Origin of the sequence: Mongoliitalea daihaiensis, assembly GCF_021596945.1 — a bacterium.
GTDB classification, from domain to species: Bacteria; Bacteroidota; Bacteroidia; order Cytophagales; family Cyclobacteriaceae; genus Mongoliitalea; species Mongoliitalea daihaiensis.
This window is the reverse complement of record NZ_CP063779.1, coordinates 2,733,017-2,755,340: the sequence shown is the minus strand read 5'-3', so window position 1 is coordinate 2,755,340 and position 22,324 is coordinate 2,733,017. Positions and strand designations below refer to the sequence as shown.

The window sequence follows — 22,324 nt, the reverse complement described above, 5'->3', positions numbered from 1 at the left end:
CAACGTTTTGGAATGAACAATCTATACTTATCTTCTGTTCATAGATACGTAATCCCTTTCAGTTTCACCGGTGTAAATCTGACGAGGTCTTCCGATTGGTTCACCATTTTCTCTCATTTCTTTCCACTGAGCAATCCATCCTGGAAGACGGCCCAATGCAAAAAGCACGGTAAACATATCAGTAGGAATACCTAAGGCTCTGTAAATAATTCCAGAATAGAAATCTACGTTTGGATATAAGTTTCTATCAATGAAATATTGATCATTCAATGCGGCATATTCCAATTCTTTGGCAATATCCAAAACTGGATCATTGACACCCAACTTACTCAATACGTCATCAGCAGCCTTTTTGATGATTTTTGCTCTAGGATCAAAGTTTTTGTACACTCTGTGTCCAAAGCCCATCAAACGGAATGGATCATTCTTATCTTTTGCTTTATTCAAGTATTTCTGAGCATCACCACCGTCAGCCTTAATAGCTTCAAGCATTTCGATAACTGCCTGATTGGCACCGCCGTGCAAAGGACCCCACAAGGCATTTATCCCTGCTGAAATCGCAGCATAAATACTTGCTTGAGAAGAACCTACAATACGTACCGTTGAGGTTGAACAGTTTTGCTCATGATCGGCGTGCAAAATCAGCAATTGATCCAAAGCTTTGGCTACCACAGGGTCTACATCGTAACGCTCTGCAGGTAAGGCAAACATCATTTTCAAAAAGTTTGAACAATAATCTAAGCTATTATCAGGATAATTCACCGGATGACCTACCTCATTTTTGTAAGCCCAAGCTGCAAAAGTTGGCATTTTAGCCAACAGGCGGATGATACTTAAATTTACAGCCTCCTCATTTCTATTAGGGTCCAAAGACTCTGGATAGAATGCTGTCAAAGAACATATCAAGGAAGACAACACACCCATTGGGTGAGAATTGGAGGGGAAACCATCCAAAATCTTTTTGATATCTTCATGTACAAGTGTATGAGTAGTGATATCTCTACTGAATTTTTCATATTCTTGTTGAGTTGGCAGTGAACCGTAAATCAAAAGATAAGCTACCTCCAAGAACGAGGACTTTTCGGCTAGATCTTCTATCCTGTAACCTCTGTATCTCAATATTCCTTGTTCACCATCCAAAAAAGTAATGGAGCTGGTCGTAGAACCCGTATTTTTAAATCCTGGGTCGATCGTAATCAGTCCGGACTGTGCACGAAGTTTTGCGATATCAATCGCCTTTTCGTTTTCCGTACCTCCAATAACAGGGAGTTCATACTCCTTGCCTGCATAAGATAACTTAGCAATTTCAGACATATATATTTTATTTATTGACAGTTTATTGTTTTCCTTGACCTTTTAACTTCTTCTGAGCCCTTAAGTTAGTAAAAACGGGTATTTTTTACACGAATTATTACACGAGCTACTCCTAGATGTGTATAAGTATAAAAAACACCTATTTTTAACGTTTGATTATACTCCAAACAAACCTTTGGAAATTAGCGAAATTTAGCTGTTTTAGTTGGCTACGCAAACCAAATAACCAACGATTATGAGTTCAAAAGGTTGTTGTCTTACTATAGTTTTTTAGCATAAAAAAAGCCCCTAAGGGCTCTTATTACTTACAGAAATGCTGAAAAACCTCTACTAAGTGGTCTCCGATCATTTTTGCATTTCTACCTTCGATGTGATGTCTTTCAATGAAATGAACCAATTCACCATCTTTAAACAAAGCCATGGAGGGCGAGGAAGGAGGATATGGCATGTGCATTTCTCTTACTTTTGCAACAGCATCTCTATCATTTCCTGCAAATACAGTTGCTAAAGTATCTGGTTTCGCTTCACTTTGATCCAATGCAAAGCGAACCCCAGGTCGGGCAGCACCTGCGGCACAACCGCAGACAGAATTGATCACAATAAAGGTAGTACCTTTATGATCTTTCAAATGATTTTCTACATCTTCAGCAGTTCTAAATTCCTGAAAACCAACAGTAGTCAATTCAGAACGCATGGGGGCTATTAAATCCTCTGGATACATATTTATGGATATTTATTTTTAAAGAAATCCTAATTCAAGTTTTGCCGCTTCTGACATCATATCCTGCGAATAAGGAGGATCAAAAGTCAACTCCATCTCCACATGATTGACGCCTTGTATGTGTTGGATCTTGTCCTTGATCTCCGAAGGAATAAATTCAGCAGAAGGACAGTTGGGAGAAGTCAAAGTCATCAGCACATACACATTATTAACCGGATAAATGCTGATTTCATAAATCAATCCCAATTCATACACATCAACAGGGATTTCAGGATCATAGACCAACTTTATGGCAGCAATCACTTTTTCCTTTAATTCCTGAGATGGTATTTCTTGTACAGTTGTTGTGGTTTCTGACATATTAAATTCCTGCGTTTAATTTAGCATCGAATGCTAAAGCATATAATTTCATCTGCTTAATCATAGAAGCCAAGCCATTGGAGCGTTGTGAACCAATAATAGAACCCATACCGATTTTATCAATGAAATAAAGATCAGCATAAGCTATTTCAGCAGGCTTCCTATCGGAAAGTACCCTGATCAACAGACTGATCAATCCTTTGGTAATGTCCGTATTTGAATCTGCCTGATACTGGATTTTTCCTTCTTTTTCACTTGCGGTCAACCAAACTTTCGATTGACAGCCTTTGATGATATGTTCATCTATTTTTTGTTCTTCAGGAAAATCATCTAAGCCTGCACCCAATTCCATGATATAAAATATTGTAGACTCTTTATCATCCCCTAGGATCTCAAATTCACTGATGATTTCCTCCTGAACTTCTTTGATATCTCTCATTTGTTTTTAATTCGTGCAATTTTTTGTACAGCTTCTGCCAAGGCATCGATTTCAGCTTTGGTATTGTAAACAGCAAACGAAGCCCTTACAGTTCCCTCCAAGCCCAATCGTTTCATTAACGGCTGGGTACAATGGTGCCCCGTTCTTACTGCAATTCCTTTGGCATCAAGCATAACACCTACATCAAATGGATGCATTCCCTGAATAGAAAAAGAAAGTACACTCACTTTATCTTTTGCCACCCCCACTGGGATGAAGCCCTTGATATCAGACAATTTCTCCACTGCATACCTCAGCAACTCATCTTCATGAGCTTTGATAGCACCTTTTCCCAATTCTTGAATAAATTCAAGCGCCTTTTTAAATGCAATCACATCTCCGATGTTCGGAGTTCCTGCTTCAAACTTAAAAGGGATATCATTAAAGGTGGTGCCTTCAAAACTCACTTCTTTAATCATCTCTCCCCCACCCTGATAAGGTGGCATAGATTCTAAAACTTCCCGCTTTCCATAAAGAATACCTAATCCGGTTGGTCCATATAATTTATGTGCTGAAAATGCTAAGAAATCACAATCTAAATCCTGAACATCGATATCCAAGTGGGAAGTGGACTGCGCTCCATCTAATAAAACCTTGGCGCCAACTTTATGGGCGTGGCTTATGATTTCCTTTACAGGATTGATTGTTCCCAAAGCATTGGAAGCATGCACCACACTGACGAATTTTGTTCGCTCAGATGTCAACTTTACAAACTCCTCAAAAATTAGCTCACCTTGATCATTGATAGGAATGATTTTAAGCACTGCCCCTTTTTCTTCACAGAGCATTTGCCAAGGCACAATGTTGGAGTGGTGCTCCAGTGTGGAAATTATTATTTCATCACCAGCACCAATAAACTTACGACCAAACGTAGCCGCAACTAAATTGATACTTTCTGTGGTACCTTTGGTCAAGATAATTTCAGCAGATTCTCGTGCATTGATGAATGCACGTACTGCTTCTCTGGTACTTTCAAAATAATTGGTAGATCTATCTGCCAATGCATGCGCTCCCCTATGAATATTCGCATTATCCTTTTCGTAATAGTCAGAGATGGCATCAATGACCGATTGAGGCTTTTGCGTGGTGGCTGCATTATCCAAATAAATAAGAGGCTTGCCATGCACTTCTTGATGAAGGATGGGAAACAAGCCTCTTAACTTTTCTATATCTAAAGACATTTTTAATTTAAAACTGAGTTCCTAATCGCTCCACAACTAGGTTAGTGATGTAAGCTTTGAAAGGCTCATCAGAGATAAACTCCAATACTTCACCTGCAAATGCATACAGCAACATTCCCTTCGCTTGTGTTTTATCCAATCCCCTCGCCTGTAAGTAAAACAGGGCTTCTTCATCCAACTGTCCGGTAGTACATCCGTGAGAACATTTTACATCATCTGCCCAAATTTCTAATTGTGGCTTGGTATTGATAATGGCATTCTCCGAAAGTAAAATATTGTTGTTTTGCTGGAACGCATTGGTTTTTTGAGCATCCTGCCTAACGAAAATTTTCCCGTTGAAAACTCCCCTAGAACTATCAGTCAAAATTCCTTTATACAATTCATTGGAAACCGCGTGTGGCTTGGTGTGGTCCACATTGGTGTGATTATCCACATGGACTTTTCCATTCAATAAATACAAACCATACATATTCCCCTCGCATCCTGAATCCAATAAATTCAGCGTAAGATTGTTACGGATCATATCTGCAGCCAAAGAAATTTTCACAGAAGTAAAAACTGAATCCCTGTGTATATCAGTTTCTAGCGTATCCATAACAATGGCATTAGAAGATTGATTTTGGAGTCTAAAGAAATTTACATGGCTAGCTGCACCAACTCTTACTTCTGTTAGCGCATTTGAGAAATATACGCCATCTTCTAAGTCAACTGTATATTCCAGCAAGGTAACCTGAGCAACTTCATCTACCTCAACCAATAATCGAGGCATCAAGATTTGACCGTCGCTAGGTTGATTCAAATGAAGCAATAAAACAGGCTTTTCGATCACTTTACCTTTGGCAACTCTGATCTTTATTACCTCCTGAAATGCAACTGTGTTTAAATCTGCAAACGCATCTTTACCAGGTTTGGCTATACTACCAACCAAAGCATCCTCCTTCACACTACTTACTTGATATTCTTGCGAAATGGAAGAAAGCTCTTGATTCCAAAAACCATTGGTAAACACGAGCACATCTCCGTCAAAATCAGCAAAAATATGTGCATCAACAGACGATTGATCCAAAGAGAAAGATTTGGCGAATGCGGTATTTGTCAGCGCATTTTCCAGTTTTTTAGTCAGATTGGTAAACTTGTATTCTTCCGCTTTGGGAGCTGGGAAGCCCGTAGTCTCCAAATTTTCCAGAGCAAGTTGTCGGACAGACTGAAAGCCATCAGCAGCTTGCAAAAGAGATTGAACCTGATTGTATAATTTACTTGTCGTCGCTATTGTCATCATTGGTTTAAGATTTATACAGAGGCAGATTCAACTTCTTCCTTGATCCAATCGTATCCCTTTTCTTCCAATTCCAGTGCAAGTTCTTTGGTACCAGATTTCACAATACGGCCTTTATATAATACGTGTACATAATCCGGAACAATGTAATCCAATAGACGCTGATAATGAGTGACTACGATGGTGGCCGTTTTCTCATTTTTCAATTTATTGACACCGTTAGAAACGATTCTTAAAGCATCGATATCCAAACCAGAATCTGTCTCATCCAAGATGGAAAGTGTAGGTTCCAACATAGCCATTTGGAAGATTTCATTTCTCTTCTTTTCACCACCGGAAAAACCTTCATTCAGTGACCTGCTCATTAATTTTTGATCAATTTCCACTAATTGCATTTTTTCCTTCATCATGGACAAAAACTTAACGGCATCTAATGGGTCTAAACCTCTGTGCTCTCTTACTTGATTCACAGCTGTTCTTAAAAAATTAGTGGTAGATACGCCCGGGATTTCAACTGGGTACTGGAATGCCAAGAAAACACCTTCTCTAGCTCTTTCTTCCGGAGCCATCTCCAATAAATCTTTGTTTTGGAATACAACTTCACCTTCCGTAATTTCATACTCTTCTCTACCTGCCAAAACAGATGCTAGGGTAGATTTACCGGAGCCGTTGGGCCCCATGATTGCATGTACTTCTCCTGCTTTAACTTCAAGATTGATGCCTCTTAAGATTTCATTTCCTTCAATGGAGGCATGAAGATTTTTTATAGATAACATAGGTATGTAGTTTTCAAATAGTTAGATTAACCGACAGAGCCTTCCAAGGTTAAGGCAAGTAATTTTTGAGCTTCTACTGCAAACTCCATAGGAAGTTGGTTCAAAACTTCTTTCGCATATCCATTCACAATCAATGCTACAGCATCCTCTGTGGAAATGCCTCGCTGATTACAATAGAATAATTGATCTTCTCCGATTTTCGAAGTGGTTGCCTCATGTTCTACCTTAGCGGAAGAGTTTTGTATATCAATGTAAGGGAACGTATGAGCACCACATCTGTCACCCATTAATAAGGAGTCGCATTGGGAGAAATTACGTGCATTGTCGGCACGTTTCATGACTTGCACTTGTCCCCTGTAAGAATTTTGAGATTTACCAGCAGAAATTCCTTTCGATACAATTCTAGAACGTGTGTTTTTCCCGATGTGGATCATTTTTGTCCCTGTATCTGCCTGCTGATAGTTATTAGTTACAGCGACTGAGTAAAACTCACCTACGGAATGATCACCTTTTAATATACAAGACGGGTACTTCCATGTAACGGCCGAACCTGTTTCTACTTGGGTCCAAGATATTTTAGAATAATCTCCTGCACAGATTCCTCGTTTCGTAACAAAATTGTAGATTCCGCCCTTTCCTTCCTTGTCTCCCGGGAACCAATTCTGAACGGTGGAGTATTTTACTTCCGCATGCTTATCAGCATAAATTTCAACTACTGCTGCGTGTAATTGATTTTCATCGCGCTGAGGAGCTGTACAGCCTTCCAAATAGGATACATAGGAATTCTCATCTGCAATAATTAATGTTCGCTCAAATTGCCCTGTATTCGCTGCATTAATTCTGAAATAAGTTGATAACTCCATCGGGCAACGTACGCCTTTGGGGATATAACAAAAAGATCCGTCTGAAAACACCGCCGAATTTAGTGCTGCATAATAATTGTCAGCAACAGGTACAACAGAGCCCAAATATTTCTTGACCAATTCGGGATGTTCCTTCACCGCTTCACTGAAAGAACAGAAGATGATTCCTAGCTTAGATAAAGTGTCTTTAAAAGTGGTTCCAACAGATACTGAATCTAATACCGCATCTACTGCAATTCCCTGCAGGCGTTTCTGCTCATTAAGATTGATACCCAAACGTTCGTAAATCTGCAATAATTCAGGATCAATTTCATCCAAACTTTTAGGCTTATTCGCTTGCTTAGGAGCCGAATAATATCTGACAGCTTGAAGATCTATCTTAGGATAATGAACATTTGCCCACGTTGGCTCCTTCATGGCTTGCCAAACTTTAAAAGCTTTCAATCTCCATTCTAGCATCCATTCAGGTTCCTCTTTTTTTGCAGAAATCCATCGTACGATATCTTCGTTGAGACCGAGAGGGGCTTCATCTGCTTCAAGTGCGACAGACCAGCCATGCTCGTATTCTTTTGATGTTAATTCTTCCAGTATTTGATTATCCTTGCTCATTGGGCTGAATTATTTAGACTAATTACATTTTATGGTGTGAATGTACAACACAATTGGAAAAATTATTGTTCACAAGCACAAAAAAAATCATAAAAAAAAGTAACAAAGATCACATATCAACCTCATATTGAGTAGAATAAAAAATTAAAGGGCTAAATTTAAACAATTCAGCCCTTTCCTTATAGTGATACAGTTTCTAAGAATAATTAAAAAAATGTTTTATTTGGATTTAATCTAAATAATTTATTTTTACTTGTCAAAAAACTGAATTGGACGATTAATGCTTTCCTCCAAGACAATCAATGTTTCCGTACGATCGATTCCATCCACCTTTTGAATATTATCCAAAACGGTTCGAAGATGATTGGTGTCTTTACAAATGATTTTAGCAAAAATTGAATAATTGCCAGTTGTATAATAAGCGTTGATGACCTCTGGAATCTGCTTTAACATTTCTATTACATTATCATACAAGCTACTTTTCTCAAGATAAATACCTAAAAATGCAGATATATCATACCCTAATTTTGCGAAATCTATATTTAGAGTAGCACTTTTTACCACTCCCATATCTTCCAACTTACGCATACGCACATGCACAGTCCCTGAAGAAACAAATACCTTTTTTGCAATTTCTGTATAAGGAGTCTTTGCATCTTGGTTTAATAATGAAATGATCTTGAGATCAACATTATCAATATCTGAAATTTTATCCATTTTTTATAGGTGATTTTGAAGTCGTGTTAATAAAACCATGCGTAAATTATGAAACAGTTAAAAATTTACAAAATTTATTTTTCAATTTGCATTTTAAATTTAAACCCTTTTATTTTGACGTTGCTTTCGATTCAAATATTTAATTTGAGAAGTAATTAGATTGTCAAAATTAAATATTGTTTCTACGCCAAATGCTTCAACCTAGAAGCTTTACATAGTTCTGAAACTTTTAATCTCTAAAGTTATATTTGGGTTTATATTCTGAAAAGAGTCTTGTCTATGGCAAGACTTTTTTGTTGCCTTTTTTTTGATATAAAATGCAAATTTATTTGTTTGAAAAGTTTTTTGATGTATTTTTACATCATCAAAGCAGAGAAAAAGCCATGTCACTCTTCATAAAAATATTGACCACCGGAGTTTTAGCAGTATTCACTTCTCTAAGTGTACTAGGTTCCAACCTTGGGAACGGTTCAGCAGAAAAAGATGGATATGTTGCTTTGAAACCAATTTCAACCATTTCTGCTACTTCAACCTCTGAGAGTTTTATTTGTGAATGGGCTTGGCCTGAACATACTCTTGATGTAATTGACAGTCATTTGCCTTTTATATTTAGAACAAAAAAAGCTGCTGAATTAGATGAATTAAAAATAGTGGTAAATATCAATTCTAAAGGAAAAATTATTGGATTTGATTTAATGACCGAAAATGTTGACAAAGGGACTAAAGAACGAGTTGCTCATGTGTTGAGAAAATTACCTAATGCTCAACCAGTACCTGGATTTACAAGCTACAGCGATACATCTTTTGAATTGCTCATCAGTTACTAATTGAGTACAACTCATCAACGATCCTCGACGAAAGTCGGGGATTTTTTTTTGAATGGTTATGAAAGCAGTTACCCTGCGCTTATTTTTAAGGAAATGTAAACCAATCCTATGATGAGAAAACTTTACTGTACTTTGCTCGCTATCCTAATAGGAAGTAGTGGGCTCTATGCTCAGGAATACGGGAAGTCTTTTCCTGAACAAGATCCTAAGTCCAAATTTTACACTGTTGCAGGAGAACGGCACGGACAATCCTTTTTCAAAAAATATGAATTTCCCGAAGTGGAATACACTCCTGGTGACAAACTAACCTTTGATATCTACCACACACCGGATGTAATGTATCATTGGTACAGACTATGGGCCGAAAAATATCCAGATATCACCGAACTCTATGAAGTTGCCCGTTCATTTGAAGGCCGTCCCATCTTGCAGATGACTATTACCAATAAAAAAACCGGCAAACATACCAATAAGCCGGCTGCATTCTTTGAAGGAGGAAGACATGGAGGTGAAGTTACTGCCAGTGAAGCGGTCTTATGGCTGACGCAGTATTTGTTGGAAAATTATGGTAAAGATCCCGAAATTACACATTTGATCGATACTAAAACTATCTATGTACGTCCACAAAATAACCCGGACGGCACTAATATGTACCTATTTTCTGAGCAGCGAAACAGAAGTACCGTTCGCCCCTTTGATGTAGATGGTGACGGATTATATGATGAAGATCCAGAAGAAGATCTCAACGGTGACGGTGTTATCCATATGATGCGTAAAAAAGCAGTAACTGCAGAGGAAAAAGAGAAAGCAAACTATATCATCGATCCTAGAGATCCTAAAAAGCGCCTGATGAAACGTGTTTTGGATGGTAAAGGCGAATACTTGATGTACACCGAGGGTATAGACAATGATGGAGACGGGCGATTCAATGAAGATGGAATTGGCGGCTTAGATCTGCATAGAAATTATCCGGAAAACTGGAGACCCAATACGCGCGAAGAGGCTACAGGAAGGGGTTACACCCAGTTTGGAGCGGGAGAATATCCCCTCAGCGAAATAGAAACAAGAGCTACCTTCTTATGGCTTATTAAGCACCCAAACATTTCCGTAGTCAACTCCTTGGATACGCGCGTTCCCATGCACCTAAGACCACCATCTACTTCCAGCAGTGCAGAGTCTATGTTTGAAAAAGATCGAAAGATTTACGAATACTACGATAGCCTCGGCATGAGTATCACTGGCTACCCTTGGGCAGGTGATGTATATGAAACCTACAGTACACGTGGTGGATTCAATCGCCTAACAGGTGATCCGTTAAAACCAAACCCTCTTTTTGGTCATGGACCTGATTTTGGTTACTTCTATTATGGGGCTATCTGGTATGGCGATGAACTCTGGAATAATGGCGCCATGAAAGACTATGATGGTGACGGAATTTTAGATGATTACGATGCCCTCCGCTGGGATGATGAGGAAAATGGTAGCAGAGGATTCAAAGTATGGGAGAAATTCATGCACCCACAATTGGGCGAAGTAGAAATCGGTGGTTTCCACCCCAAATTTTTCTCCCAAAATGGCCCACCTTGGCAATTGGAAGGATGGATTAAAAAACAATCCTTATTCAATGTAGCCATGGCCATGGATTTGCCGGAGCTGATTATGGAAGACCCTATCGTACAAAAAATCGGGAATGAGTACGAGATCACTGTCAAGTGGAAAAATGTCGGTAAACTTCCCGTAGCGCTTGACCAAGCAAAACGTGTGAAAATCGTACAGGAAGACCGAGTAATGCTGGAGTTTGACAAAGAGCTGACCAAAGGCCATGAAAAAGCAATCGTGCAAATCAGCGAACCAAGTTTATACGATAAAACAATCTACGCTGGCTATACAGAAGCTGGTGAAGAAAAAGAAGTGAAGTTCCGTGTTAAAGTCAACCAAAAAGACCCTATAAAAGCCAAAGTAAAGTTGCTTTCTACGAGAGGTGGTTACTTGGAGCAAGAAGTTACGCTTCAATAATTCAAAATGAAAAATCTTCGAGGTTGAAAAAAGACTTCCGAAGCTGTTGACTCCCCTTTAGACCTGTCAGGTTTTGAAAACCTGACAGGTCTAAAGGGGATTTTAAATTTGTTTTTTTAAATGTTTAGCAGTAGTTCCTTGTACATGACACCTCTTACAATGGGTATTGTTAACTTTGTTTGATGAGTCTTACAAATGAAAAAAACTTTCATTACCAGAATCTGAAAACCTTGAAGTCTATTGAAGAAAAAAGCTATGGTTTTTAATGTCATCCTCAAATTATCATCGAATTAGAACTTTGCGATCGTTGCATCATCCTTTGGATTCGTTGCAAGAAACCCTTCATGGCCAACGATTCGGCACCGTATGCTTCTCCAAAATCCTCAAGGCATCCTCTTGGACAGGTAGCAGCTTTTGAGCTTTCCAGATCGTATCTCGGGCAAATCTCCTAGCCTCTTCCACATCTACGATAGGGTACGGATAATCCACCCCAAGCGTAAATCCCAACATCTGCTGTTCCATAACAGTCATTTTCCAAGGCTCGTGATAGTATGGTGCTTTCAAATTTGCCAACTCAGGGACCCATTTTTTAATAAACGTTCCCTCTGGATCGTGTTCTTGAGATTGCTTCACTGGATTATAAATCCGAACTGTATTGATACCTGTCACACCTGCCTGCATCTGAAATTGGGGAAAATGAATCCCAGGCTCAAAGTCCAAGAATTGATTAGCCAAATGCACCTCCCCTGTTCTCCAATCCTGCCAGAGATGATGGGTTAAAAAAGACACTAACATAGCGCGCATACGGAAATTCAAATAGCCAGTCTCCACTACACAGCGCATACAGGCATCTACCATAGGAATCCCGGTCTGTCCATTTTTCCAAGCTTCAACTTTACGCTCATCGAAAGGCTTCACTAGCTCATCAAAGCCACGGTTGACGTGTTCAAATTCCATTCTACACTCAGATTCAAATTTTTGGATAAAGTGGCAATGCCATCGTAGCCTAGATTGAAAATTTGTTAGGTTCCGGACAAATTTTTTCATTTTCTTAATCCGTTCGGCCTCTTGATATACTTGACGAATAGACAAATTCCCCCAAGCCAAGTACGGTGATAAACGGCTGCATCCCCTCCTACTCAATTCTGGCTTAGAAATATGCCGGTTATAATTAGCAGCCCTTTCCGCAAAAAACGAATCAAAATATCGCCTGGCAGTACTCGGGCCACCTTTTTGCATCTGAGGAACCGGTATTTTCCAAACCTCAGGAATGGATAAAGATTCAATGCGTTCATTGACTGCTTTGGGTAAAGTATAGATGATAGCTTTTTTCAAGTTTGGATGAACCTGAGGGGAAGACATTTGCGCATACCATTCTTGGGACCATTTGGACCTACTTTTTCTACCACGCTTGACTCCTTGCTGCCGATATTCAAGCCAGCCAATTCTAGATTCCTTGAAAAAATGTTGCATTTGTTTATCCCGATCATACGTTACTTTCAGGCCTGTTTCTATATGAGAATAGACTGCAACAACCCTATACATAGTTGCCAACGATTGAAAAACATGGATAGGATCTGCATAGAACACGTGAATGCGTGCATCGTAGGGCTTTAAAGAATTGTTGAGATCTTCCAAACTTTCCCATACAAAGCGCCAATGCCTGGCATCACTTTGAGGTGCCCCAACAAGATTTGGCTCAAAAATATAAAGTAAGATCACAGGCAATCCTGCCTCGCAGGCTGCTGCTAGGGCTTCATGATCTTCTAAGCGTAAATCTCGCTTAAACCATACAATCGAAACTTTTTGCATCAATGATCAAACAAAGAAGCCTTTTCAAAGTTTTGCGAGTATGGAAAAAATTAAGGAACTCAGCCCCGAAGACATAGATCGGATTGTGGAGATGGCTTGGGAAGACCGTACACCCTTTGATGCCATTGAATTACAATTTGGTGTTGCCGAACAAGAAGTAATCCAACTCATGCGCAGAGAAATGAAGGCAAGTTCCTTCAAAATGTGGCGCGAACGTGTACAAGGACGCAAAACCAAACACATTGCCAAAGCACCCGATAATTTGCTACGCTTTAAATCCAATCAGCAGCGGAAAATTACTTTTAATAAAATCAGTAAGCGGAAATAAAAAAAGCTAGAAGAATAAAAAAACCCGGCAGGTTTTTTAAACCTGCCGGGTTTGGTCTCTTACACAAAGACTATTCTACCCCTCAATCTCCTTCACTAATTCCGCATACCAATCTGGGCCAAAGTGGCGGACTAATGCATCTTTGAGGAAAATATACAAGGGTACTCCCAATTTTTGCCCCAATACACAGGCGGCACTGCAAATATCCCAGCGATCGTAATTTAAGGCCTCAAATTCATCGTATTTTTTAATGCGGATAGGATACAAATGACAGCTAATAGGTTTTTGAAAATCAGTTTTGCCATCCTTATGCGCCTGTTCGATGCCACATTTTAAGACTCCTTTTTCATCATACAAGGCATAAGCACACTCTCTATTTTCTCCGATAGTAGGTGTACCTTTGTCTCCGTCTTTATCGATCACCCAAGTTCCCTGTTTTTCTATGACCGCTCTCCCCTCCGGTGTTATGTAATCTTTGATAGCAGGATATATTTTTTCTAAAATTTCTGTTTCATGATCCTCCAAGGGAGCTCCTGCATCTCCTTCTACACAACAGGCCCCTTTACATTTTTCCAGATCGCAAACAAAAAACTGTTCCTTTATATCGTCGCTGATCACAGCATTCCCAACCAATATCATAATCCTAAATTTTTACAAATGTAGAGAGATTTACAGAAAGCCTACTTATTTTTTCCTTACATACACATCTTTGGAGAGGGTTGCTATGGTGTTGCCATCTTTATCCACCACTTTACATGGGAAAGTAAATACCTTTTTACCCAAGGAATCCACTTCTTCACGAATATTTTCAATATCCTGCGTAGTCAAAGAAAATTCCGCATAAACAGTCCCCTTCCCTGGCTTTACAAAATCAATGCATGCCGCCTTATCCCACACAATATATTCTTTCCCTAAATTGATGATGAGGATAAACATAAAAAAAGGATCACACATGGCATACAGCGAGCCACCAAATGCCGTGCCTACCAAATTGCGATTGTACCAAGTTAAGTTAAGCCGAACTTTAAAATAGGTAAAAGATTCATTGTAATCGATCACCCGAATGCCTGAAAACAGATAGGGAGGGTAAAAATTCAGTAATTTGATCAATCGAATGTACTTCTTTTTGGCTTTGGGATTCATAGCATGGATTCAACTTAAGATTACGAACTTACAAAAACTAAGGTGAGCAAAAAAAAGAACCGCTCCAAATGAATGGAACGGTTCAACCCAGCACTATGAAGAAAAGCTTTTAAAGCCTTTATGATAGTAGAACAGCTTCGCTTTATTTTTGTTTCGAACAGTAGAAAAAATATTTATTTTTTTTTCATTACGTGTTAGAAACCAAGTTAAAACATGCAAACATGACAGCCTAGGCTCATTTCTACAAATACTCTTATTAGACATCAGGAGAGTTAGAACCTAAACTCATATCCCGCTGTAATGAATCTAGGCAGACCTAAGCGAATTCCTTCTGGCCTTCTAGATGCAATAAAACGTTCGTTTGTTAAATTTTTGATTGTCAAATTAAATCGTGAATTCCACTTTTTAACATCATAGATCAAGGTAGCATCAATGGTGGTAAATGCTGGCATCAATCCTATGCGGCCATCAAAACGCGGTTCTACTGTATTCAATTGATCTGTAAATTGCTGGCCAACATGATTTAATGTCAGACGTCCTCCAAAACCCATTTCCGTTTCAAGAGTCAATGCTGTATTAATCAACCATTCTGGAGCGTAGGGAGTCCTAAGGCCTCTAACATTCACCTCATTAATGATTCGATCAGCACCAAAAACTGAATTAACATAGGTAATATTTGCATCATAAAATAAGTTGGTCTTTTCCCAATTGAGTAACTTTGAAAGCTCAAAATTCACCATCGCCTCTACCCCCTCATGGAGTGTTCGTCCAGCGTTAACAACTCCAAAACCAGCACCACCCAACGATTGGGCAACAGGAATAATCTGATTACTGAAATCCATTCGAAAACCTGCTACTTCAACAAATAACCAAGGGGTGAATTGAGAACGCATCCCCAACTCAATGTTAACAGAAGATTCAGCATCTAAATCCAATGCTTGACCTTCACCCGTAACTGCATCTTGTAATCTTGGAGGACCAAAACCCCTATGTACTCCACCAAATATATTCACTTTAGTAGAAGGACGGTAGTTGAATCCCGCTCCTGGAATAAACTCACTGACCACATTGGTTCCTACCAAAACAGTATCTATGACAACTCCCCCAAAAGGTCTTCTTAAAATATCTCGTTCTGCAACATAATTTTCATAGCGAAGACCAACATTTACATCAAACTTTGATGAGATATTGGTAGTATTTTGAAAATATCCGCTCAATGCATGACCTGTCCTGATTTCATCTTCTCGTAAATCACCACTGCGAACACCAGCCTTGGTACCGTTGATCCGTCGCACAAAAGCTCTTTCATAATGAAGGCGAACTCCGGTAATTAATTCATTTTTCAAGTTAAACAAATTGTGATTAGCCTCGATCCTAGGTTCGATTCCTGCCACCTCGTAGGTACGATCCCGATTTCCTGTACCGTCTCTCATGAAAATAGCCCCACCAGGAACTTCCACGTCCCCCCATACTACGCCTGTCCAATTCGCAGGAGGGGTATTGTTAATGTTTTGAGAAAAATCCTGTCTACTCCAATTACGAATGGTCGAGTATCCGTAAGCAATAGTCCTAAGCTTTACATGCTCGTTGATTCTATATTGATGTGATAAACTCAAAGAAAGCCGTCTAACATCCAACCTATCATCGGGAGATAAATGAGTAAAATCATTTCCTCCTCTGTCAAACATCAATTGATTTAGGCCTATGTAGGTAGTATTGGAGGTTTCCTCATAAACGCCAATTTTCATACCCAACTCAGACCGTTCATTTAGATCAAAAAGAAATTTTGCATTCAAATCTGTCAAACCAAAGGTTGTTGGGCCTAAGTTATCCGCACTTCTTCTCAACAGACTCACATGATAACCTGTATTACCTACTGTATTTCCATAATTGACCAACCCTGAAAAATAACCACCCTGTCCCCCTTGGATGTTGATTCTGCCTTGAGACGATTCTGGAGGATTCGCAGTAATAAAATTGACAACCCCCCCTACTGTACGAGGTCCATAGAGAATCTGACCGGAACCCTTCAATATCTCCATTCCTTCCATGCGATCTACTGGAGGGGTGTAGTACATCTCAGGCTCTCCATAGGGATTCAAAGCAACAGGAACTCCATCCTCCATAATCAATATGGAGCGACTCATGTTAGGATCCAAACCGCGGATACCCATACTCAAACGCATGCCAGTGAGGTCATCTTCTACCACATTGACCCCCGGGGTGCGTCGCAATGCCTCTGCAATACTGATCGGATTGACAAAATCAAGTTCCCGTCTGTCTATATAGTTTACTGATCCTGGAGTTTTTGAAAATAAGCGATCTTTGCTTGAAATGATTGTTATTTCAGGCATATCAACACCTATCTCAGAAAAAATAACTTCCAATTCCTGAATTTGACCATTGATGATCTCGACCTTTCTAGTCTCCGAGCGATACCCTACCGCTGATACTTTGATTTCATAGGTACCGTTGGGAATATTCACAAGTGAAAATACTCCATTGATATCTGCCACCGCTCCTTTGATGGTGCCGAGAACCTGAATGTTTGCAAAAGGAACTGGGTCACCACTTTGGGCTCGGATAATTCCTTTCACCACTTCCTCATCCTCATCAACAGTATAATATTCCGAATTGTATTCAATGCTATGCGCTTTCACAACCTGTACAAAAGCTAGTGTGAAAATTATTGCTAAAATATTTTGTATAGCGATTCTCATCTTATTTAGATTAAATTCAATTAACGATGCAAAAGTATAGTCTATTTAAACTTAATCCAAATAAGAATCAGATCTCTTTCATTGATTCTTTCTATATATTAACTATTTTGATGGAAATCATTAATAAAGATTATAGACTAAAATCAAGCTTGCTGTCATTGGCGTTGATTTTTTTCATTTACAGGATAAATGATATTTAAAAATGATGGCATTGTTGTCCATTTGTCACTTCTCAAGACTCAGCTGAGCCTTGTCATTAAACTTCATACAGGTGTGTTACAAATAAAAATATTAACTTACTTTGCAAGATGCAAGCCGATCTGTCGCTGTCCCATGTACGGGAGAGAGGAAAGTCCGGGCAACACAGAGCACCATACTTCCTAACGGGAAGGGGGCTTACTAGAGATGGTAGGTCTACAGACAGTGCCACAGAAAACAAACCGTCCCGATAGCTATCGGGATAAGGGTGAAAAGGTGGGGTAAGAGCCCACCGGGTTTTTGGTGACAAAGACTGCAGGGTAAACCTTATGGGTTGAAAGACCAAATAGGTCCCGCGCCGAATTAAATTTCGGGAAAGGTGGCTCGCCTTTGTGCGGGATGGGTAGGTCGATGGAGTCTTGGTGCAAATCAAGACCTAGATAAATGACAGATGCCTCGCAAGAGGAACAGAACCCGGCTTATAGGCTTGCATTTTTCTTTGCATTTGATCAATTAGGGATATGTCAAAAATTTTGATTATCGATGACGAAAAAGTCATTAGAGCTACTTTAAAAGAAATTTTAGAGTATGAGAAGTACCAAGTAGATGAGGCTCCTGATGGAGAAATTGGTTTGAAAAAGATCATTGAGGAGGATTATGACCTTGTCTTATGTGATATCAAAATGCCTAAAATGGACGGTATGGAGGTTTTAGAAAAGGCAAAAGAACTTGAGAAAAACCCCCAATTCATCATGATTTCTGCACATGGAAGCATTGAAACCGCTGTAGAAGCCACTAAAAAAGGCGCTTTTGACTTTGTACCCAAACCGCCGGATCTTAATCGTTTGCTATTGACCGTAAGGAATGCCCTAGACAAAAAAAACTTGGTTTCCGAGACGAAGGTCCTGAAGAAGAAATTATCCCAAAAATTGGATATGGTGGGAAATTCTTCAGCTATCCAAGATGTGAAAAATACGATAGAAAAAGTTGCACCTACCGATGCACGGGTTTTGATTACTGGACCCAATGGGACAGGAAAAGAATTGGTGGCGCATTGGCTGCATGCCAAAAGTAACAGGTCCCAAGCACCCTTTATTGCCGTAAACTGTGCGGCAATTCCAGCCGAATTGATTGAAAGTGAATTATTTGGTCATGAAAAAGGCGCTTTCACATCGGCTATAAAACAAAGAGTAGGGAAGTTTGAACAGGCTAACGGAGGGACTCTGTTTTTGGATGAAATTGGAGATATGAGTTTATCCGCTCAATCAAAGGTACTTCGGGCACTTCAAGAACATAAAGTTACGCGTGTTGGAGGAGATAAGGATATCAAAGTAGATGTTCGTGTATTAGCAGCGACCAACAAAGACCTTAAAAAAGAAATTGAAGAGGGTAAATTCAGGGAAGACTTATATCATAGATTAAGTGTTATTTTGATTCAAGTACCTGCATTAAAAGAGCGGGTAGAAGACATCCCGGAATTGGTTGATAAATTCTTGGGAGATATCGCCGCAGATTATGGTACAAGCCAAAAGAGCATTTCAGCCGATGCCATCAAAGAATTACAAAAATTTTCTTGGACAGGCAATATACGGGAGCTGAGAAACGTAGTCGAACGCTTAGTGATATTGGGAGAAAAAACAATTTCTCTAGACGATGTAAAAAAATATGCTGACTATTAAAAGTCAGCATATTTTTTATCCTTTTACTTCCTGATTATCAGTTACTTTAGCGTAAGCTGGACATGGTTTACTTGCCGCACATGAAGAAAGCGCAAAAATAGCCAATGCCATAACAATAATTCCAAACCTTTTCATATAGTTACTATTTTGTGTCAAATATGTCTAATTCGATCAAGATATACAAGAATTAATTCACCATTAAATTACACCCGCGCGTTTCACTGTTATCAAACCTACCCAATACTTCCAATTTCCCCACTTCATCAAACCTGCCTAAATCCTGGGTTTCAATAAATGAACAGGAGTGAAAATTGGCTAAATCGATTACATTTATTCCCCCTGTGCTACGGGTGGTGTACGATAATGGGTCATTGATGTCGCGCAACAAAATCCGCATGCTTGGAGGCAAGGTATATTTTCCCTCTCCTTTGGAATAGGCTTGAGAAAGCAATTCCGTCATTCCATACTCCGAATGAATCTGCTTCACTTTATACGCGTCTTTGAGAATATCATGAACTTCCTCGCGGATCATTTCTTTTCTTCTCCCTTTCATTCCCCCCGTTTCCATCACAATCAAATTGTTCATTTGGGGGATTTTTTCGAATTTTTCTGCCAAATCCAATAAAGCGAAGGTCACTCCCAATAATAAAACTTGCTTGTCAGTCCCAGCTAAAAGCTGCAATTGATCGAGCAATCGGTCGTGGTCGTAAAGATAAAATCCGGAATAGCTGCTTTCCGAATGAAGTATAAAATCTTCTGCCATTGCAACTAATGAACTCCCCTCCCGCTCTAAATATGCAGGCAATAAAGCCAAGACATGAAACTTATTCAAAGCTCCATATTCCTTTTCGAAGATCCTGCGCGCATGCTGCAAATAAAATGCTTTAGACCAATAGTAATGCTTGCTTGTGATCATTCCTGTAGTCCCTGAACTGGAAAAGAACCCTTCCTCCTGCTCTTCTCCTAAGCAATAAACCTTGTTGTCTTTAAAAAACTGTATAGGTAAAAAGGGGATTTCTTCTAAAGTATGAATAGTTTGTGCTGAAATATTGCGATGAAATAGGTATTTTTTGTAAACAGGATTGTGCAATGCCTGAAAATAAAATACCCGAAGAGCTAAGGACTCAAAATTTTCCTCTGTGATATTAATTAAATCAGCTTCAAAACTTTTGAAATATTTCATCGTTTTATAATTTGTCCTCGGAAATTTCAGCAATTTTACGTTTTATTCGTGAATGTAAAGATACAAGCGCATGCGAAGCCTAAAAAATTATCTTTTTATCGTAGCCATATTACTCTTGGGAGTGGGTTGTGTCAACGCCCCTGAAAATTTCCCAACGGTCCCTGAAATCAATTTTGAAAGTGTTGAATTTGTACCCACAGCTGGAGCAGACTCCTTAATCATCCGTATTGGATTTAAAGATGCGGAGGGAGATTTAGGACTCAATCCAACGGAGATAGACCCACCATTCAATCCTATCAACTTTCGAAGGACACCTCAAGGAGCTTTGATTTTTTTCAGCAATAGACCTGCTGAGGCCCCCAACTTCAATCCATTGGATTGGATAATCAACCCATTGGTCAATAATGTCATCGTCAGAGACACTGTATGGGTAGAACAAAACGAAAATCATAATAATATCTTCGTTCGGTTCTTCATCAAGCGAAATGGTCAATTTTCTGAATTCCGTTGGCAGGATCCACCTTTTTTCACATCGTTCAATGGACGTTTTCCGCGAATACTCAACAGCAACACCGGTCAAGCGGTTGAAGGAAGTATCCAATATGCCATGCAATCTTTCGGTTGGGAATCTATTTTTAGAAATGATACCATCCGAATTGATGTTCAAATCCAAGACCGTTCGCTTCATAGAAGCAATATTGCCTCTTCGCCAGAAGTCACGCTCAATCAAATAAGGCGACGCTAAGGAATTGCTTATTACCGTATGTGTCTAGAAAAGTCAATTAATCGATCGACTGCTTCTTCCAATACATCGTCTTCTTTTGCAAAGCAAAATCGTAACTGTTTGTGATCTTTTTTTTCATGATAGAATGATGAAACAGGGATTGCCGCAACTTTTGCTTGTACGGTCATCTTTTTTGCCAATTCATAGTCCGCTTCTTTACTCAGATGACCATAAGATACGGTTTGAAAAAAACTACCCTCTGCTGGTGTAAACTTAAACTTGGTTTCTCGTAATCCCTTTAAAAAAAGGTTTCGCTTAGATTCATAAAACTCTCCGACGTGTAAATAACGGGTTGGGTCCACCATGAAATCCGCTAAAGCAAACTGAAATGGGGTAGCCGTACTGAAAGTTACATACTGATGAATTTTCCGGAACTCTTTGGTCAACTGAACAGGGGCCAAACAATAGCCGATTTTCCAACCTGTCACATGAAAAGTTTTACCCAAGGAGCCACAGACAAAGGTTTTCTGCTGAAGAGATTCAAACATGCATGGAGAAAGGTGCTTGCGTTCATCAAATAATATATGATCGTAGACCTCATCGCTGATAATATAAATCTCTCGTTCACCTATCAATTCACTCAAGGTTTCAAAATCAGCTTTTTTCCATACATAGCCACCTGGGTTATGTGGATTGTTGATGATAATTGCCTTGGTTCGTTCACTGATGGCATCTTTTACTTGTTGCCAGTCTACACTAAAATCTTTGGCATGTAGCTGCACATAGACAGGCAGCCCCCCGCTGAGTTGGATGGCTGGCACATAACTATCGTAGGCTGGTTCTAAGACAATCACTTCATCTCCAGGCTGCACTACCGTCGTGATTGCTACAAACAAAGCCTCGGTTGCTCCAGAGACGACTGTTATTTCGGTTTCCATATCAAAATTTACACCATAGAGATTCTTGGATTTCTCTTCAATCCGTTGCCTTAGCAGCCCTACCCCATGCATAGGGGCATACTGATTGTATCCTTTTTGCATATATTCAGCTACCAAATCTTGCAGGTAAGGATAACAATCAAAACCAGGAAATCCTTGAGCCAGGTTGATGGCTTCATAGGTATTGGCTAAGTTGGTCATTACAGTAAAGATTGTCGTCTCAACTTGAGGTAATTTAGATCTAAACATGGATGATAAGGGTTTACTTGCCTAAAATTAAGCAATGTCTTCTTCTAAAAAAACAAGTCAATCAATCTTAAACGCTTAAGTTTTATCACCCTTTTTTTGGTGGTTTTTTCATTAGAAATTCCTAGCGCTAGCGAACAGATCGCCATTCAGCGAACCATTTCAATTGATAGAAAAAATGGTTAATTGAGGGATTTTAGCTACTTTTGCGCGGT

At 39.4% G+C, this 22,324-nt stretch carries 20 protein-coding genes and 1 other RNA gene; 6 read left to right on the top strand and 15 right to left on the bottom strand.

Translation table 11 applies throughout. The annotated features are described in order from the left end of the window. Window positions 1-27: 27 nt before the first annotated feature. From IPZ59_RS11575 to IPZ59_RS11535, 9 genes are all read right to left on the bottom strand, one after another. Window positions 28-1,314 carry a citrate synthase gene (locus IPZ59_RS11575; protein ID WP_236136205.1) on the bottom strand — a complete coding sequence of 429 codons (1,287 nt, stop codon included), beginning with the start codon at window positions 1,312-1,314 and terminating at the stop codon, window positions 28-30. 301 nt (window positions 1,315-1,615) lie between these two features. Further along, on the bottom strand, window positions 1,616-2,035 hold the full coding sequence (locus IPZ59_RS11570) for a BrxA/BrxB family bacilliredoxin (RefSeq protein WP_236136204.1): 420 nt from the start codon (window positions 2,033-2,035) through the stop codon (window positions 1,616-1,618). Between the two features lie 18 nt (window positions 2,036-2,053). Next, window positions 2,054-2,395 carry a DUF59 domain-containing protein gene (locus tag IPZ59_RS11565; RefSeq protein ID WP_236136203.1) on the bottom strand — a complete coding sequence of 114 codons (342 nt, stop codon included), beginning with the start codon at window positions 2,393-2,395 and terminating at the stop codon, window positions 2,054-2,056. A 1-nt stretch (window position 2,396) separates the two neighbouring features. Further along, complete coding sequence (locus tag IPZ59_RS11560) at window positions 2,397-2,834, bottom strand: SufE family protein (protein WP_236136202.1); 438 nt, start codon at window positions 2,832-2,834, stop codon at window positions 2,397-2,399. Then, entirely contained in the window at window positions 2,831-4,054 is a 1,224-nt protein-coding gene (locus tag IPZ59_RS11555) for a cysteine desulfurase (protein ID WP_236136201.1), read from the bottom strand. The genes IPZ59_RS11560 and IPZ59_RS11555 overlap by 4 nt, the downstream gene beginning before the upstream one ends. Window positions 4,055-4,061: 7 nt before the next feature. Beyond that, window positions 4,062-5,333 (bottom strand): Fe-S cluster assembly protein SufD, encoded by a 1,272-nt coding sequence (gene sufD / locus IPZ59_RS11550; protein ID WP_236136200.1) that lies wholly within the window; start codon window positions 5,331-5,333, stop codon window positions 4,062-4,064. Window positions 5,334-5,344: 11 nt separating this feature from the next. After that, window positions 5,345-6,106: a Fe-S cluster assembly ATPase SufC gene (gene sufC, locus IPZ59_RS11545; RefSeq protein WP_236136199.1), complete on the bottom strand. Its 762-nt coding sequence runs from the start codon at window positions 6,104-6,106 to the stop codon at window positions 5,345-5,347. Window positions 6,107-6,132: 26 nt separating this feature from the next. Continuing rightward, window positions 6,133-7,578, bottom strand: coding sequence for a Fe-S cluster assembly protein SufB (gene sufB / locus IPZ59_RS11540; RefSeq protein ID WP_236136198.1), 1,446 nt, complete (start codon window positions 7,576-7,578; stop codon window positions 6,133-6,135). 249 nt (window positions 7,579-7,827) lie between these two features. Further along, window positions 7,828-8,295 carry an Lrp/AsnC ligand binding domain-containing protein gene (locus IPZ59_RS11535; protein ID WP_236136197.1) on the bottom strand — a complete coding sequence of 156 codons (468 nt, stop codon included), beginning with the start codon at window positions 8,293-8,295 and terminating at the stop codon, window positions 7,828-7,830. Between the two features lie 329 nt (window positions 8,296-8,624). Here IPZ59_RS11535 and IPZ59_RS11530 point away from each other — a divergent pair, with 329 nt between their 5' ends. Together IPZ59_RS11530 and IPZ59_RS11525 are read left to right on the top strand one after the other, a co-directional pair. Then, window positions 8,625-9,122: a hypothetical protein gene (locus IPZ59_RS11530; RefSeq protein ID WP_236136196.1), complete on the top strand. Its 498-nt coding sequence runs from the start codon at window positions 8,625-8,627 to the stop codon at window positions 9,120-9,122. A gap of 108 nt (window positions 9,123-9,230) precedes the next feature. Next, window positions 9,231-11,138, top strand: coding sequence for a M14 family metallopeptidase (locus IPZ59_RS11525; protein ID WP_394800709.1), 1,908 nt, complete (start codon window positions 9,231-9,233; stop codon window positions 11,136-11,138). 342 nt (window positions 11,139-11,480) lie between these two features. Here the strand turns inward: IPZ59_RS11525 and IPZ59_RS11520 are convergent, their stop codons facing one another. Next, a complete protein-coding gene (locus IPZ59_RS11520) occupies window positions 11,481-12,950 on the bottom strand; it encodes an FAD-binding domain-containing protein (protein WP_236136195.1) in 1,470 nt (489 codons plus the stop codon). A 40-nt stretch (window positions 12,951-12,990) separates the two neighbouring features. On the opposite strand from IPZ59_RS11520, the gene IPZ59_RS11515 reads away from it, so the two are divergent. Then, window positions 12,991-13,278 carry a TIGR03643 family protein gene (locus IPZ59_RS11515; RefSeq protein ID WP_236136194.1) on the top strand — a complete coding sequence of 96 codons (288 nt, stop codon included), beginning with the start codon at window positions 12,991-12,993 and terminating at the stop codon, window positions 13,276-13,278. A 75-nt stretch (window positions 13,279-13,353) separates the two neighbouring features. Here the strand turns inward: IPZ59_RS11515 and IPZ59_RS11510 are convergent, their stop codons facing one another. The 3 genes from IPZ59_RS11510 to IPZ59_RS11500 form a co-directional block, all read right to left on the bottom strand. Further along, window positions 13,354-13,917, bottom strand: coding sequence for a DUF3109 family protein (locus IPZ59_RS11510; protein WP_236136193.1), 564 nt, complete (start codon window positions 13,915-13,917; stop codon window positions 13,354-13,356). A gap of 45 nt (window positions 13,918-13,962) precedes the next feature. Then, on the bottom strand, window positions 13,963-14,421 hold the full coding sequence (locus IPZ59_RS11505; protein ID WP_236136192.1) for a DUF4442 domain-containing protein: 459 nt from the start codon (window positions 14,419-14,421) through the stop codon (window positions 13,963-13,965). A 272-nt stretch (window positions 14,422-14,693) separates the two neighbouring features. Further along, the gene (locus IPZ59_RS11500) at window positions 14,694-17,141 is read right to left on the bottom strand and encodes a TonB-dependent receptor (protein ID WP_236136191.1); all 2,448 of its coding nucleotides are present in this window, start codon (window positions 17,139-17,141) and stop codon (window positions 14,694-14,696) included. 307 nt (window positions 17,142-17,448) lie between these two features. On the opposite strand from IPZ59_RS11500, the gene rnpB reads away from it, so the two are divergent. Both rnpB and IPZ59_RS11490 read left to right on the top strand, forming a co-directional pair. Beyond that, window positions 17,449-17,837: RNase P RNA component class A (gene rnpB / locus IPZ59_RS11495), an RNA gene on the top strand. A 23-nt stretch (window positions 17,838-17,860) separates the two neighbouring features. After that, window positions 17,861-19,018: a sigma-54-dependent transcriptional regulator gene (locus IPZ59_RS11490; protein ID WP_236136190.1), complete on the top strand. Its 1,158-nt coding sequence runs from the start codon at window positions 17,861-17,863 to the stop codon at window positions 19,016-19,018. 187 nt (window positions 19,019-19,205) lie between these two features. Here the strand turns inward: IPZ59_RS11490 and IPZ59_RS11485 are convergent, their stop codons facing one another. After that, window positions 19,206-20,201, bottom strand: coding sequence for a long-chain-fatty-acid--protein ligase (locus tag IPZ59_RS11485; RefSeq protein ID WP_236136189.1), 996 nt, complete (start codon window positions 20,199-20,201; stop codon window positions 19,206-19,208). Between the two features lie 70 nt (window positions 20,202-20,271). Here IPZ59_RS11485 and IPZ59_RS11480 point away from each other — a divergent pair, with 70 nt between their 5' ends. After that, on the top strand, window positions 20,272-20,946 hold the full coding sequence (locus IPZ59_RS11480) for a hypothetical protein (RefSeq protein ID WP_236136188.1): 675 nt from the start codon (window positions 20,272-20,274) through the stop codon (window positions 20,944-20,946). Window positions 20,947-20,957: 11 nt separating this feature from the next. On the opposite strand, the gene IPZ59_RS11475 is transcribed toward IPZ59_RS11480, so the two are convergent. Next, window positions 20,958-22,112, bottom strand: a complete 1,155-nt coding sequence (locus tag IPZ59_RS11475) for a methionine aminotransferase (RefSeq protein ID WP_236136187.1) — start codon at window positions 22,110-22,112, stop codon at window positions 20,958-20,960. Window positions 22,113-22,324 lie beyond the last annotated feature (212 nt).